Source organism: Streptomyces sp. CB03238 (assembly GCF_002099185.1).
In the GTDB taxonomy this organism is placed as follows: domain Bacteria; phylum Actinomycetota; class Actinomycetes; order Streptomycetales; family Streptomycetaceae; genus Streptomyces.
Map to the genome: position 1 here is coordinate 92,601 of NZ_NBCN01000020.1, position 14,101 is coordinate 106,701.

The 14,101-nt window shown below is 72.4% G+C and carries 14 protein-coding genes; 13 read left to right on the forward strand and 1 reads right to left on the reverse strand.

The annotated features are described in order from the left end of the window. Nucleotides 1-24: 24 nt before the first annotated feature. The 3 genes from BKD26_RS29695 to BKD26_RS29705 are packed head-to-tail and all read left to right on the forward strand — an operon-like array spanning nucleotide 25 to nucleotide 2,719. Nucleotides 25-573, forward strand: coding sequence for an ankyrin repeat domain-containing protein (locus BKD26_RS29695; RefSeq protein WP_206603738.1), 549 nt, complete (start codon nucleotides 25-27; stop codon nucleotides 571-573). Further along, entirely contained in the window at nucleotides 570-1,367 is a 798-nt protein-coding gene (locus BKD26_RS29700) for an SDR family oxidoreductase (RefSeq protein WP_179166757.1), read from the forward strand. Before BKD26_RS29695 ends, BKD26_RS29700 begins: the two co-directional genes overlap by 4 nt. Then, nucleotides 1,364-2,719 carry a condensation domain-containing protein gene (locus BKD26_RS29705; protein WP_084904534.1) on the forward strand — a complete coding sequence of 452 codons (1,356 nt, stop codon included), beginning with the start codon at nucleotides 1,364-1,366 and terminating at the stop codon, nucleotides 2,717-2,719. The genes BKD26_RS29700 and BKD26_RS29705 overlap by 4 nt, the downstream gene beginning before the upstream one ends. An 18-nt stretch (nucleotides 2,720-2,737) precedes the next feature. Here BKD26_RS29705 and BKD26_RS29710 read toward each other — a convergent pair whose 3' ends face one another. Continuing rightward, complete coding sequence (locus BKD26_RS29710; RefSeq protein WP_084904537.1) at nucleotides 2,738-4,510, reverse strand: non-ribosomal peptide synthetase; 1,773 nt, start codon at nucleotides 4,508-4,510, stop codon at nucleotides 2,738-2,740. Between the two features lie 281 nt (nucleotides 4,511-4,791). On the opposite strand from BKD26_RS29710, the gene BKD26_RS29715 reads away from it, so the two are divergent. The 10 genes from BKD26_RS29715 (at nucleotide 4,792) to BKD26_RS29760 (ending at nucleotide 14,063) form a co-directional block, all read left to right on the forward strand. Then, nucleotides 4,792-5,736 carry an aspartyl/asparaginyl beta-hydroxylase domain-containing protein gene (locus tag BKD26_RS29715; RefSeq protein ID WP_084904540.1) on the forward strand — a complete coding sequence of 315 codons (945 nt, stop codon included), beginning with the start codon at nucleotides 4,792-4,794 and terminating at the stop codon, nucleotides 5,734-5,736. After that, on the forward strand, nucleotides 5,726-7,657 hold the full coding sequence (locus BKD26_RS29720; RefSeq protein ID WP_084904543.1) for a condensation domain-containing protein: 1,932 nt from the start codon (nucleotides 5,726-5,728) through the stop codon (nucleotides 7,655-7,657). The genes BKD26_RS29715 and BKD26_RS29720 overlap by 11 nt, the downstream gene beginning before the upstream one ends. Further along, on the forward strand, nucleotides 7,654-8,901 hold the full coding sequence (locus tag BKD26_RS29725) for a non-ribosomal peptide synthetase (RefSeq protein WP_084904545.1): 1,248 nt from the start codon (nucleotides 7,654-7,656) through the stop codon (nucleotides 8,899-8,901). The genes BKD26_RS29720 and BKD26_RS29725 overlap by 4 nt, the downstream gene beginning before the upstream one ends. Then, the gene (locus BKD26_RS29730; RefSeq protein WP_084904548.1) at nucleotides 8,898-9,164 is read left to right on the forward strand and encodes an acyl carrier protein; all 267 of its coding nucleotides are present in this window, start codon (nucleotides 8,898-8,900) and stop codon (nucleotides 9,162-9,164) included. Before BKD26_RS29725 ends, BKD26_RS29730 begins: the two co-directional genes overlap by 4 nt. Nucleotides 9,165-9,167: 3 nt before the next feature. Then, nucleotides 9,168-10,763, forward strand: a complete 1,596-nt coding sequence (locus tag BKD26_RS29735; RefSeq protein WP_084904551.1) for an AMP-binding protein — start codon at nucleotides 9,168-9,170, stop codon at nucleotides 10,761-10,763. Next, complete coding sequence (locus tag BKD26_RS29740) at nucleotides 10,760-11,539, forward strand: thioesterase domain-containing protein (protein WP_084904553.1); 780 nt, start codon at nucleotides 10,760-10,762, stop codon at nucleotides 11,537-11,539. Before BKD26_RS29735 ends, BKD26_RS29740 begins: the two co-directional genes overlap by 4 nt. 67 nt (nucleotides 11,540-11,606) lie before the next feature. After that, nucleotides 11,607-12,185, forward strand: coding sequence for a biotin transporter BioY (locus BKD26_RS29745; protein ID WP_084904556.1), 579 nt, complete (start codon nucleotides 11,607-11,609; stop codon nucleotides 12,183-12,185). 6 nt (nucleotides 12,186-12,191) lie between these two features. Beyond that, on the forward strand, nucleotides 12,192-12,872 hold the full coding sequence (locus tag BKD26_RS29750; protein WP_084904559.1) for an ATP-binding cassette domain-containing protein: 681 nt from the start codon (nucleotides 12,192-12,194) through the stop codon (nucleotides 12,870-12,872). Continuing rightward, nucleotides 12,866-13,465 carry an energy-coupling factor transporter transmembrane protein EcfT gene (locus tag BKD26_RS29755; protein WP_084904562.1) on the forward strand — a complete coding sequence of 200 codons (600 nt, stop codon included), beginning with the start codon at nucleotides 12,866-12,868 and terminating at the stop codon, nucleotides 13,463-13,465. The genes BKD26_RS29750 and BKD26_RS29755 overlap by 7 nt, the downstream gene beginning before the upstream one ends. Nucleotides 13,466-13,580: 115 nt before the next feature. Continuing rightward, nucleotides 13,581-14,063 (forward strand): hypothetical protein, encoded by a 483-nt coding sequence (locus BKD26_RS29760; protein WP_084904564.1) that lies wholly within the window; start codon nucleotides 13,581-13,583, stop codon nucleotides 14,061-14,063. Nucleotides 14,064-14,101: the final 38 nt, after the last annotated feature.

The following is a 14,101-nucleotide window of genomic DNA, read 5'->3' on the forward strand; positions in this document are numbered from 1 at the left end:
ATCAGCGACGAGGAGCGACCGACCTTGGAACACCTGCCGGAACCCGACGCGCGCCTGTTCGCCGCCGTCCAGGCGGCCGACGCCGCTGGGGCCCGAGCCGCCCTGGCCGAGGGGGCTTCGCCCACGGCGCGGGACACACACGCCTGGACCCCGCTGCACTGGGCGGCCGGACGCGGTGAAACGGAGCTGGTGGACCTCCTGCTCGCCGGCGGCGCCGATCCACGTGCCGAGGCCGACGGACGCACACCCTACGACGTGGCCCTGGCGGCCGGCCGTCCCGCCGTGTCCAGGGCCCTGGCCCGCTTCCGGGACGGCACCGGCGGATGGCATCCGTACTGCCGGGCCTACCCGCTGGGGGAGCTGCGGCGCTTCGCCGCCTGGCACGACACCACCGGCGAGGACGACCGATCCGTCGTGTACCTGCACGACGACCTGACGGTCACCGCTTCGGTGATCCCGGGCGACCGGCCCGTCTTCCCCGGTGGCGTACCCGGCTGGAAGGAATTCTGCCGCATCGAACTGGGCTTCGCCGTCCCGGACGAACTCGACCTGTGCACCGGAGGGCCGCAGTGAGCACCACCTTCGAGGGCAAGCGGATCGTCGTCACCGGAGCCGCTCGCGGCATCGGCGCCGGCATCGCCGAGCTGTTGCTGGAACGGGGTGCGGAGGTCATCGGCACCCACTACGGTGCCGTCGGCGAGGCGGAGGAGCTGTGTGCCCGTCACAGGCGTCTCACCCTGCACCGTGTCGATCTGACACGCACCGAAGAGATCGAGGCGCTCGCGCGGGACGTCGCCGCGGGCGGAGCCGTCGACGGGCTCGTCAATCACGCGGCCACCCTCTCCCCGCAACTCTGGGAGGACTTCCGGCCCGAAACGTGGCGCCGGGTCTTCGCCGTCAACGTCGACGCGCCCGTCGTACTCGTGCATGCCCTGCGCGGCGCGCTGGTGCCGGGTTCCGCCGTCGTCAACGTCTCCAGCACCGACGGACTCACCGGGTCCTTCGCCAGCATCGCCTACTCGGCCGCCAAGGCGGCCCTCATCAACGTGACCAAGAGCCTCGGTAACCTGATGGGCCCCACCGGCGTCCGAGTGAACGCCGTCGCCCCGGGCTGCGTCGACTCCGACATGGCCACCACAGCCTCACTGGCCGCCGCCGAGCAGACCCCGCTGGCCCGCAACGGCACCCCCCGTGACGTCGCCTCGGCGGTGGCCTTCCTGCTCACCCCCGAAGCTGCGTTCGTCAACGGCGAGACACTCGTCATCGACGGCGGGTACGGAAACGTCGATCCCATCATGCGCAGCGAACTCGCCGACTTCACGGCCGCGTTCGCCGCCGCGGCCGATGACGGGGGAGCGGACCGGTGAACGCCCGCCATCCGGACGCCCATCCCCTGACGGCCAATCAGGAATGGGAATGGGACTTCGACCACAGCATCGGCTCGGCTCCCTATCACCGTCCCGTCCTGTTGCGCCTGAAGGGGCCACTACGGCCCCTGGCCCTGCGCGACGCCGTCGCCGCGGCCGTACGCCGCCACCACAGCCTGCGCACCCGCTACCCGCTCGTCGACGGGCGCCGGATGCAGGTGGTCGACGCGCCCGAGTCCCGGCCCCTGCCCCTGGTCGACCTCAGCCGTCTGCCCGCGGACGAGCAGGAAGAGGCACTGCTGCGCATCGGCCGCGACGACGCCGCCACCCCCTTCGACATGGCGGGCGGCACGACGGTCCGCTGGGCCCTTGCGCGGCTCGCGCACGACCACCACGCCCTGCTCGTCTCGCCCCACCACGTGGCCGTCGACCTGTGGTCCATGTCGGTGCTCGCCGCCGACATCGCCGCCCACTACGGCCACGCCGCCGCGGGTGAGCCTCCCCCCGCAGGCCCTGGACCGCTGCAACCCACCCAGTGGGCGCACGCGGAGCGGGAGCGCTGGACCCCTGAACGACTCCACGCCGCCCTCGCGCCGTGGCGGGACGGGCTCGCCCGCCTGCCGGCCCTCGACCTGCCGGCCGACCACCCGCCCGCGCCGAGCCGGCTGCCCGAGTGCTGGCTCCTGAGCACCCGTCTCGACACCGCTCTGAGCGACGGCGTGCGGGCGTTGAGCCGACGCCACGGCGTCACCGTCTTCGTCGCCCTGCTGGCTGCCTTCCATTGCATGCTCGCCCGCGCCTGCGACGTCGACCGGCTGGTCACCTACAGCCTGACGGCCCGCCGGCACAGCCGCGCCATGGAGGACGCCGTGGGCCTTTACGCGGACTACATGCGGATCTTCGCCGATCTGACAGGTGATCCCCCGTTCACCCAAGTGCTGGCCCGCACCATGGACCGGATCCTGGACGGCCAGGACACACAGCGGCTGCCCAACGAGTGGCTGCTGCGCGCCACCGACGACGGCACCCGTCCGCACCCGCTCGAACGCGTGGGGTTCAACATGCACAACACCCCGGCCATCGCGTTTCCGCTGTCGGACGGCGTGCGGGCCGAGGCCATCGACTACGACGGACACGACGGATCGGCCGGCCTCGCCACCACCTACTGGCGGGCCCATCTGTTCTTCGACACCTTCGACTTCGGCGCCGGCCCCATCGCCATGGAAGTCCTGACGGCGAAGGAACTGTACGCGAGCACGGCTCCGGCCGACTGGGCGCGGCGATTCGCCGCCGTACTCGCCCGGGTTGTCGAGGACGACCAGGTTCCGTTGTCCCGGCTGCCGGGACGCTGATCGCGGGCCCGGCCGGTCTCACCCCGGAGCACCGGCCGGGCCCGCGCCCTCCTCCACGAGCCGCGCCAGCGCGGCCACCGTGGGCGCCGCGTAGAACCGCCGGGCGGGAACGTCGACGCCGAACGCGTCATGGACCTCGCCCGCCAGGCGCATGCCCAACAAGGAGTCGCCGCCCAACTCGAAGAAGTCGTCGTCCGTCCCGACCTCCGCCAGTCCGAACAGATCGGCCCACAGCCCCGCGAGCAGCTTCTCCACCTCGGTCACGGGCGCGGTGTACGCAGCGCCGACCTCCCGTCGCGACGAGGGCGGCCACGCCTCCAGTGCGGCGCGGTCCACCTTGCCCCCCACGGTCAGCGGCAGCGCGTCCACCACGTGCACCGCGGCGGGCAGCGCGTAGCCGGGCAGGTGGTGTGCGAGCTCCCGGCGCAGTGTCAACGAGCCCTCGACGAAGGGGTCGTCGTACACCACGAACGCCGTCAGCACGCGCTCGCCGTCGCTTCGGCGCGGCGCCACCACAGCGGCCTCTCCCACACCCGGTACCCGTGCGAGAACGGCCTCGACCTCGGCCGGCTCCACCCGGAACCCACGGATCTTCACCTGGCGGTCCATGCGTCCCTCGAACTCCAGCACCCCGTCCCCGCGATCGCGCACCGCGTCGCCCGTCCGATAGGCCCGGCTCCCGGGGGCGCCGGGCGCCGGGACGAAACGCTCTGCCGTCAGCCGGGCGTCACCGAGGTATCCACGCGCCACTCCCGGTCCCCAGGCCAGGAGTTCGCCCGTTTGCCCGTCCGGCACGGCACGCAGGTCCGCGTCGACGACCCGCGTCGCGGCGCCCGGCAGGGCGGTTCCGATGGGCACGCCTGGGCCGGTCACGGGCGCGGTCACCGGATGCAGGCAGGTGAACGTGGTGTTCTCCGTCGGCCCGTAACCGTTGATCACACGGGTGCCGGGCAGCACCGAGACGGCCCGGTTCACCTGCTCGGGTGCCACCACGTCGCCGCCCGCCAGTAGTCGGCGCAGTCCCCGAAGAGCTGCCAACTCGCCCGCCGAAAAACGGTGGAACAACCCGGCGGTCAGCCACAGGACGGTCGCCCCCTCCCCGGCGACCCGTCCCAGGGCCGCAGGGGCGCGGTCCGTGTCGTCCGGCAGTACCAGCCGGCCGCCGTTGACGAGCGGGGCCCACACCTCGAAGGTCGACGCGTCGAAGGCGAGGGACGACGCGTGCACCACGACGTCGTCACGTCCGGCACCGGCCCCGTCCGGATCGGCCACCAGGTGCAGCACCGCACGGTGCGGCACCACGACGCCCTTGGGGACGCCGCCGGTGCCAGAAGTGAAGCAGATGTACGCAGCCGCTTCCGGGTGCGTCACGGCTCCTCTTCGGTGTTCCTGTTGCGCCTGCGCCCCCGCCAGGAGCGGCGGCGCAGGACGGACCACCCGCCGGCCCAGGTCCTCCTCGCCATCCGTGACGAGCACCCCGGCCCCCGCCAGGTCGAGCAGGTTCCGTCGGCGTGCGGGCGGCATCCGTGTGTCCAACGCCAGGTAGCAGGCACCGCACTTCAGCACCGCGAGGAGCGCGACGACACGGTCCGGTGACGGGTCCATCAGGATGCCGACGGCCCGGCCCGGACGTACTCCCGCCTCCCACAACAGCTGTGCCAGCCGTTCGGCCCGGCGCTCCAGGCCCCGGTAGGACAGGTGGCTGCCGCGCCGGCTCACCGCCACGGCGTCAGGCGTCACACGGGCCCAGTGCCCGACCGCCTCGTGGATGCCGTCGAAGGCCGGGGACATGAACGCTCCTAGGTCACGGGGCCGTTTCACCCGAGCCTGCCAGGGCGAACTCACCCCTCGCAAGATCGTTTCGCGCCCCATTTCGAAGATCGACAACGGTGGCTGTCGTCACCACCCTTTGCTAGTGTGCGGCACGTTGGTGCCGGGCCGAACGGGGGAAGGCGGAGCGGACGGCCGCTCGCCACACGGTCCACGCACGGACCGCCGGGCGGCCAAGGGCTTCACGTGCGCGTCACCCCTTTCATGGCCCCCGCCCCTGCACAACGGACAGGAGACCTGGCATGGTTGGGACGCCCCGCCCTCAGCGCGGAGAGACCGTGCGCCGACGGTACGCGGATCTGATCGACGCCTTCCTGGCCCAGGAGGATCCCGTGGCCGCCGACGAGTGCGCTCGGCTCGCCGTGGGGCAAGGAGTGTGGCGAGATCCCCTGCAGCGCCCCGTGCACTACCTGCCCTCCCTCGACCCGGTACCCGTGCACGACCCGGCCGACTTCTGGTTCGTGCCGTACCTCGAGGAGAACTACCCCCTGATACGCGCCGAGTTGGAGCAGGTACTCGGCACGGCCGACAACGGATTCCTCCCCGTCGAGGAGCCCCTCCTCGCCACCGGCGACTGGAAGCAGGTCACCTTCTACGAAGGCGGACAGCGCTTCGACGAGGCCTGCGAACGCTTTCCCGTCACTGCCGGCATCATCGAGGCCATCCCGGAGGCGACCCTGGCCGGACCCGGTGTCGTGACGCTCTCACGTCTCCAGCCCGGATCCCGCATCGTGCCGCACTGTGGCGCGTCCAACGCCAAGCTCCGCGTCCACCTGGGCCTCCACGTCCCCGAAGGTCCACGCATGCGGGTGGGCGACCGCACCCTGCGCTGGAACCAGGGCTCGTGCCTGGTCTTCGACGACTCCTTCGAGCACGAGGTGTGGCACACCGGTGACGCTCCCCGCGTCGTGCTGCTCATGGACGTCTGGCATCCCCGCCTCGACCCGGCCGTGCAACGACTGATCGCCGAGGACCGGGGCTCCCTGGCCACCCGCGTCCGCGACTTCATGCGGGCCCAGGGCCTCGTCCGCGCCGAGGACACCGGCGACACGATCCTGCTCCACCCGGACGAACGTGTGGAGACCCTCATCCGCCGCCACATGCGACAGGCCGGCACCCGGGTCGTCGACATCCGCCACGAGCACACCCTCCAGGAGACGCCGAAGGGACCGGGCCGTGCCGACTGACCCGTCCAGCACGACCGTTCCCCTGACACGCGGACACTTCCACGCCCTGTGCCGCGCGGTGGACCTCCCGGCGGAAGAACGCCACACCCTGGCCGTCACGCTGTTCGCGCCGCTGCCGGAGGGCCTCGGCATCGAGGCGCCGGCCAGAGCGCTGGAGCTCCTCGTCGCCCGGCACGAGGCCCTGCGCTCCACCGTCGTGCGCACCGCGGGAGGCGAGTGGGCCCAGCGCGTCCACCCGCCGGCCCGGCAGGCCTTACGAACCGCGGAACTCGGCGCCCTCGGCCCCGACGGCGTGATCGGCCTGTCCGTCGCCCTCGCCGAGGAAGTCCAGGAGCTGCGCGGCACCACCCCTCTGCGCTCCGTCGTGATCACCGACGCCGGCACGCCCGTGTACGTGCTGGTGGCCCTCCACCACTACATCGTGGACCTGGAGGCACTGCGCCGGCTCCAGGACGAGTTCGGCCAGCTCCTGATGAACGTCGTTACCGGCGCCGACCCGGATGCAGGCCTGCGCCCGGCCCTGCCACTGGCCGCCCGCACCGCCCTGGAACGCTCACCGGAAGGACGACGCGCCGACGACGAGGCCCAGGCCCACTGGTCGCGGCTGCTGCGCGACGCCGCCAATGTCGCCTTCCCCTACCACCGCGACGACCGGTCCCCGCGTACCGCACGCGTCCTGTCCCTCGCCTCCCCGGCCGTCGACCACGCCCTCGCCCGCCTGTCCGCCGAAGCCGCCCCCACCCCCACCGCGCTCGTTCTGGCCGCCTTCCACACGATGCTCTCCGCCTACACCGGCGGCCCCCTCGTCTGGTCCCTCCTCATGGGCAAACCCGCACCCGAACGCGGCGCCACTCTCGTCGAATGCACCCTCGAATCCGTGCACGTGCCGCTTCCCGCGGTGCGGTCCAGCACCGGCGGCGGGCCGTCGGTGCTGGACACCGCCCAGGACACGCTGACCCGCCTCCTGGAGGCCACCCGCCACCGCGACTACGACTACGCCCGCTTCCTGGAGTCCCGCGCCGCCCGTGCCGCCGACCGCGGCGCGCTGATCGCGTGGGAGGCGACGTTCAACAGCCGGCTCGTGACCAGGCCGGTCCATCGCGACGCCGGACCGCCGCCCCGGACGACGGCCGACCTGCTCCCGCGCTCGCGCACCCGCTGGTCGCTCCAGTACACCGCCCAGCCCGTGGTCGCCGTATCGGCCGGCTCCGACGGCCGGGTCACGACCCTCGACCTGGCCTGTGACACCGACCTGCTCGACAAGGACGCCATGACGGCCGTCCTACGAGGCGTGGAATCCCTGCTCGTCGCCGCGGCCGACGGAAGCACCACGCCACCCCTCGAAGCCGTCCGCCCGGCCAACTGGCCCCGCCGCCCCGACTGGACCCTCGTCGACGGGACGACCTGGGCCGACCTCACCGCCTCGCGCGACCTCCTCGCCTCCCACCCCGGAGTCTGCGGCGTCGACCTCACCCTCACCCCCGGCCCCCCTCCGGAACTCCGCGCCGTCGTCCACGCCCGCGCCGCCACGCTGACGGGTGAGGGCGTGCGGCGCCACGCCCTGCACGCCCTGCACCGGCCGGGCCAAACCGTTCCCCGGACCATCGACGTGCGCCCCTGCGCGACCCCCGACTGCCTCCGGTGCGCCACGGGCACCCCCGCCCACCCGACGCCCCCGCGGCCGGACGCCCTGGCCGCACTGGGCCGCACCGTCACCGAGGCCCTCGGACGGACGACCGCCGACACCGGCGCCGGTTTCCTGGAACAAGGCGGTCGGGCCGCCGCCTACCCCGGTATCAAGGCCTCCCTGGAACGCGCGGGCTGGACCGGGCTCACCGCCGACGCGCTCCTCGCGCCCCGGTCCCTCGCCCACGTCGCGGCCTCGCTGCGTCCTGTCCGAAGGGAAGGGGAGGGCCGATGACGCCATCCCTGCACGCACTTCTGCGGGACCGGGCCCGTCGCGTCCCCGACGCCGTGGCCGTCACCCGCGCCGAGGCTTCCCTGACCTATCGCGAACTGTGCCGACGAGCCGATCGGCTGACCCGGTCGCTGCGCCACCGCGCACTGCCGGAAGGCGCACTGGTCGGTCTGCGCATGCCCGCGGGTCCGGACCTCGCGGTCGCCATCCTGGGGGTGCTCGGAGCGGGTGCCGCCTTCACCGTGTCGGACCCCGCCGGCCCGTCCCACGGCGACATCGTGCTCGACCGCACCGGCCTCGTCCGGGCCGTCACCACCCCACCACGCGGCCCCCGGCCCACGCCACCGACGGCGGACCCGGCCCGCCCGGTGTGTGCGATGACCGGCCCCGGCCGTACGGCTGCCTTCCTGCCCGGTGAGGCCGACCTGTTGTGCGCCCTGCTCGCGGAACGCGACGCACTGGGGCTTGCGCCCGGCGACACTGTCCTGCACCGCACTCCGCCGCACGAGGCCTTCGGCGTCATCGAGATTCTGCTCACCCTGCTGGCCGGCGCCCGCCTCGCCGTGCCCGACATACCCGACGACGACGTCGTCACGGCCGCACTCGGCGACATGACGCTGCACCACACCACACACGTCCGATTGCCGGGCACGATGCTGTTCGACGCCCTCACGCTGAGCGGCATGGCCGCCTTCCACCTGCTGCGCGCGGGCTTCTCCCACAAGGCCGTGTGGACCACCCCGGACCTGGACCCCGGCACCCGTGCCCGCATCCAGATCCGTACCCGGTTCCCCCTTCGCCCGGTCGCGCTCGACGACGCGGGACCCGGCGACCCGGCGACGGCCGTCCACCTGGCCCGCCTGCTCACACCCCCGGAAACACCCCCCGCACCGGCACTCCCCGCACCAACGTCCCCCGCACCGGAGGACGCACCCTCGGCGCCCGCGCAGGCCATCACCCGCGACGACGCCACGCCGGCCGTCCTGCGGGCGGTCATCCGCGCCTGGGAGGAAGTGCTGGAACACACCGGCATCACCGCCCACGACGACTTCTTCGCCCTGGGCGGCAATTCCGTCACGGCCGTCCTGGCCACGGACGCCGTGAGCGGGCGGATCGGCCGTGACGTCCCCTTCGACCTGCTCTTCCAGCACCGCACGCCGTCCGCGTACGCCGGTGCCCTCACCACCACGCACGAGGCGGACCGCGGTTCGCACCGCCCGAAGCCCACCGAAGGAGACCACGCGTGAGCGAGACCGCGCAGAACACCGAGGACCTGGTCCTGGAACAGTTCCGGACCTACTCCGGCAACGGGGGCATGACGGCGACCGACGACTTCTTCACCGCCGGAGGCGACTCCTTCACCGCCGTCCACGCCTCCACCGCCATCTCGGCCCTCACCGGCCTGGACCTGGCGCCCTCCCTCCTGTTCGCCCACCGCACCGCCCGTGCCCTCGCGGCGCGGATCGACGACGCCCTACCGCCGGGCGGCACCACCGAGGGGACCGGCTGACCCATGCCCTTCGCCGCATCCGTACTACGGGCCCACCGCACCGCCCCGGACACCGTCGCGGTCGTCCTCGACGGCAGGAGCACCACCTACCGCGAACTGGCCGCACGCGCAGCCCGTGTCGCCCGCGCCGTGCGCGCCCTGCCCCGCCGCCCGCGAGCCCCCTTCGGGGACATCGACCTGCCGTGTCTCGTCGCCGTGCTCACCGACAACGCGGCCCAGCTGCCCGAACTCCTGGTGGGCAGCACGGCCGGAGACGGCGCCTGCGCGCTGTTCGACCCCAAGTGGTCCGCCGACCAGGTCACCGAGGTGCTGCACCGCCTCTCTCCCGACCTGCTCGTCACCCAGCGGGCCCACGGCGCCGCGGCCGACGCCGCGGCCGCCCTCGGAATCCCCACCGTGCTCCTCGACACGGATCCCACGGACGCGACCTCGTACACCCGGTGGCTCGCCCCGCACCCCGATGCCGACCCCGAGCGGGAACTGACGCCCGGTGAGGACGGCTCGGTCTTCCTCGTCGGCTTCACCTCGGGCACCACCTCCACCCCCAAGGCCTTCGCCATGGCACGCGGATGCTGGCGCACCAGCCTCGCGCTGGGCACCGGCCTCTTCGACACCACCTCCGCCTCCGTCTCGGTGGCCCCCGGCCCCCTGCAGCACGGCGTCACGCTCTACGCCCTGGCCGAGGCCCTCCACGCCGGCCACACCTTCGTCGGCGCACGCCGCTTCGACGCCCAGGAACTGATCCGCGCCATCCGTACCCATCGGGCGCACCGGCTCTCCCTGGTGCCCAGCATGCTGCACGCCCTGTGCCGGGCAGCCAGCCCCGACGACCCACCCCTGGACACCGTCACCATCTGCATCAGCAGTGGTGCCCGTCTGGACGCCACGCTCGTCGACAACGCCGCCCGGTTGCTGCCCGAAGCCCGCTTCGTCGACTACTACGGCGCCTCGGAAACCGGTTTCGTCAGCGTCCTGGAGCACCCTCGTGGGGGCCGGGCCGAAGGCGTCGGTCGTCCCTTCCCCGGCGTCGAGGTCGAAGTACGCGACCCGCACGGCCGGACGTGCGCTCCCGGAGCCGTCGGCGAGATCCACGTCCGCAGTCCGTACCTCAGCCGTGGCTACCTGTGGGCGGCCGACGACACCCGGCTCTTCCGTCCGGACGGCTGGGTCTCCGTCGGCGACCAGGGCCACCGCGACGCCGAGGGCAACCTCCACCTCCGCGGCCGCAAGGGCCGCATGATCATCACGGGTGGCTGGAACGTCTACCCCGACGAGGTCGAAGGCGTGTTGCGTACCGTCCCCGGTGTCGACGACGCCGTCGTCGGGGGAGCGCCCGATGCCTTCCTGGGGACCGCCCTGATCGGCGTGCTCGGCTGTTCCGACCCCGACCGGCTCCCCACGTACGCCGAGGTGGTGCGTGTCTGCCGGACTTTCCTGCCGTCCCACAAGGTGCCCACCCGCATCTACGCGGTCCCCGCTCTGCCACGCACCACCAGCGGCAAGGTGGCCCGCGCCGAGGTGGACGACTGGCTCGCGCGGCCGGGGTCCGCCGGCCACCCCCTCGTCGAAGTCCTGCCGCGTCGCGGGGAGGAGGGGTGAGCGCCCGTGCGGTCGTGGTGCCGCTCAGCGACAGCACCGCGCCCACGACGGCGCACTTCCTCCCCGGCGTCGACGGAGGCCTTCGCCCCGCCTGTGCCTTCGCCGAGCTCGTGCGCGACCGGCTCGCGGTGCACGGGGTGATGCTCACCGGCACCGACCACCCGGACGCACATGACGTCGAACCGCAGGCGCGGCTGGCACTGGACGCCGTGGTCCGCAAGACCGGCCGGGCGCCCGACCGGCTCATCGGCTATTCCTACGGCGCGCTCGTGGCCCTCGAAATGGCCCATCAGGCAGTGGCCCGGGGCCTGTCCGCCCCTGCGCTGCTCCTGCTGGACACACCGGTCACGCCCGGCCCCCAGAAGGCCCCTTCACCCGTCACCATGTTCTGGTACATCGGCCAGGGCGCCGGTCTCGACCTCACGCTGGCCGAGTTCGCCGCTCTCGGTCCGGAGCGTCGCGAGGCCGAGGTGGCGCGCTGGTGCGCGACCCGCTCCCCGGGGTTCGACCTGCGGGCGGCACGTACGGTGTACGCGACCATCGAGGCCAACTGCGCCGCGTGGGCCGGTCACACGGCCCGCCCCTGGTCGGGTCCGGCCGACGTGATCATCGCCGAGGACTCCGCCGAGACGGGCGGTGGCCGGGGGGACTGGTCGGCGGTGTTCCCAGGCGGCTATCGCACCCGCACCGTGCCGGGCGGACACCGTGACGTCCTTTCGGAGGCCGGTGCCGTTGCCCTCGCCCGTGCGGTGACCGACCTCACGGCACCGTTGTGACCCGGTTGTCCGCGCCGGTTGCCCGTACCCACGCCCTTGTGGCGATCCCAGAAGAGGAACCCCCACAGTGAAGACCAAGGACCTCGTCCACATCGCCCTGTTCGCGGCCATCGTGGTCGCACTGGGGCTGTTCCCCGCCGTGGAACTGCCCTTCAGCAGAGTGCCCATCACCGCGCAGTCCCTCGGTGTGATGCTCGCGGGCAGCATCCTCGGCTGGCGGCGCGGTGGACTCGCGCTGCTCGTGTTCGTCCTGCTCGTCGCGATCGGCCTGCCCGTGCTGCCGGGCGGCCGCGGCGGTCTGGGCATCTTCTTCCTGCCGAGTGGCGGCTTCGTGCTGAGCTGGCCCGTCGCAGCCGTCGTCGTCGGCTACCTCACCGAGCGGCTCTGGAACCGTTACAACCTCGCCGTCGCCCTCGTCCCCAACTTCGTCGGCGGTGTGCTGGTCGTGTACGCCATCGGACTGCCGTTCATGGCCGCCGTGGCGGGCATCAGCCTCGAGCAGGCGTTCACGATCATGTGGGCGTTCGTGCCGGGTGACATCGCCAAGTGCGTCCTGGCCGCCCTGGCCGGTGTGGCCGTGCGCCGCACGCATCCCCTGCTCGCTCCCGTGGCGGCGTCCGGCTCCCCTCGCACCGGCACCCGGTAAACCGCCGTGTTCCGGATCAAGGACGTGGAGCACCGCTACGGCGAGCGCACCGTACTGCGGGACGTCTCCGTCGAACTCTCGGAGCACCGGGTGGCCGTGATCGGCGCGAACGGCTCCGGCAAGAGCACCTTCGCCCGGCTGCTGAACGGACTGGTGGTGCCCACCTCCGGCACCGTGACGGTCGACGGTCTGGACACCCGCAAGGAGGGCAGGAAGGTCAGGGCCAGGGTGGGGTTCGTCTTCCAGGACCCCGACCTCCAGATTGTTATGCCCACCGTCGGCGAGGACCTCGCCTTCGGTCTCAAGCACCGTGGTCTGAGCAAGGCGGAGATCGCCGAACGGGTCGACCGGGCTCTGGACACCTACGGTCTCCGGGACTTCCGCGACCACCCCGCCCACCTGCTCAGCGGCGGTCAGAAGCAGCGGCTGGCCATCGCCTCGGTGCTCGCCCTCGCGCCCCAGTACGTCGTCTTCGACGAGCCGACCACCATGCTCGACCTGCGGAGCAAGCGCCAGGTCACCGGGATTATCGCCGCGTTGGAACAACCGGTGGTGGTCGTGTCGCACGACATGGACCTGCTGGCGGACTTCGACCGCGTACTGGTCTTCGACGAAGGACGTCTCGTCGCCGACGGGAGTCCGGCCACGTCCATCGCCGCCTACCTGGAGCTGATGGACGCGTGCTGAGCCTCTACCGCCCCGGGGACAGCGTCCTCCATCGCGCGCGTGTCGGACCCAAACTCGCCGTCCTGCTCGGCACCTGCCTCGCCGTGTTCGTCGTGGACGAGTTGTGGTTCACGGCCCTGTGCGGCGCCGTCGTCCTATTGTTGTGGCGGCTGGCCCGTGTGCCGTACCGCGAACTGGGCCGTCAGTTGCGCGGGTTGTGGATCGTGGCCGTACTGCTGGCCCTGTTCCAACTGTGGGCCAACGGCTGGTACGAGGCCGCCATGACCGTTCTGCGGCTGCTGACGCTGCTGCTGCTGGCGAGCCTCGTGACGATGACGAGCCGTACCTCGGACATCGTGGACGCGCTGGAGACCGCGGCACGTCCCCTCGCCGTCGTCGGGCTGCGGCCGGGCCGTCTCGCGTTCCTCATCGGACTCACCCTCAGATTCATCCCGCTGATCAAGGAGAGGGCCGACGAGGTCCGGGCCGCCCAGCGCGCCAGAGGTGTCGAACACCGCCCGCTGGCCCTGCTCCTGCCCTTGCTGCTCAACACCCTGACCATGGCCGACGCGGTGTCGGAGGCGTTGGACGCGAGGGGCTTCGAAAGTGGCTGAAGGGCCGGGAGTGCGCGACAGCCTGACGACAGACCCTGCGGTCACACGGAAGTCCGGGACGAACTCTTTCCTCGCTGATCGACATCGGACTAAAGTATTTGTGGGAGGGAAGGACATGACCGAACTCGATGCCGGACCGCTCGACGGCACGGCGATGGTGGCGGATTCGTTCGCCCTCTACGCTCTGGCGACCGAGCACAGCGACGCGGCCCGGCAGTTGTACGCCGCCCTGCAGCGCGGCCGGCTCACCCTCACCGTTTCCACCCTTGCCGTCGCCACGGCCAGCGCCATGCGCACCTGCTGGGACGAGTACTGCCCCGAGCGGCACCGGCCGGACAGTGCCACGCTGGTGCGTCGCCTGTGCACCGGCCCCGGAGTGGAGGTCGCCGACATGTCCGTCGAGGCCTCCGTCGCGGCCGGACGGCTGTACGCCTCCAGTTCGGCCGTGCGCATAGAAGGCCCCGAAGTGTTGTCCAGCTGCCATTCCGTCGTGCTGGCCCAGGAGTTGGGCCGTGACGTCCTGACCGTCCCGCGAGCCGCCTACTGCTACAGCGGATCCGCCGTCCAGGAACTGCGCTGCCGCACCGTTCTGTTCTGACCCCTACGGGACGCCGCGAGGCCGGGGAGGACGGCCGC

What these genes read in the sequence shown, in the direction of transcription:
- BKD26_RS29760 (WP_084904564.1), top strand. Translation starts at nt 13,581, where the DNA reads ATGACCGAACTCGATGCCGGACCGCTCGACGGCACGGCGATGGTGGCG.
- BKD26_RS29710 (WP_084904537.1), bottom strand. Translation starts at nt 4,510, where the DNA reads ATGTCCCCGGCCTTCGACGGCATCCACGAGGCGGTCGGGCACTGGGCC.
- BKD26_RS29735 (WP_084904551.1), top strand. Translation starts at nt 9,168, where the DNA reads ATGCCCTTCGCCGCATCCGTACTACGGGCCCACCGCACCGCCCCGGAC.
- BKD26_RS29725 (WP_084904545.1), top strand. Translation starts at nt 7,654, where the DNA reads ATGACGCCATCCCTGCACGCACTTCTGCGGGACCGGGCCCGTCGCGTC.
- BKD26_RS29715 (WP_084904540.1), top strand. Translation starts at nt 4,792, where the DNA reads ATGGTTGGGACGCCCCGCCCTCAGCGCGGAGAGACCGTGCGCCGACGG.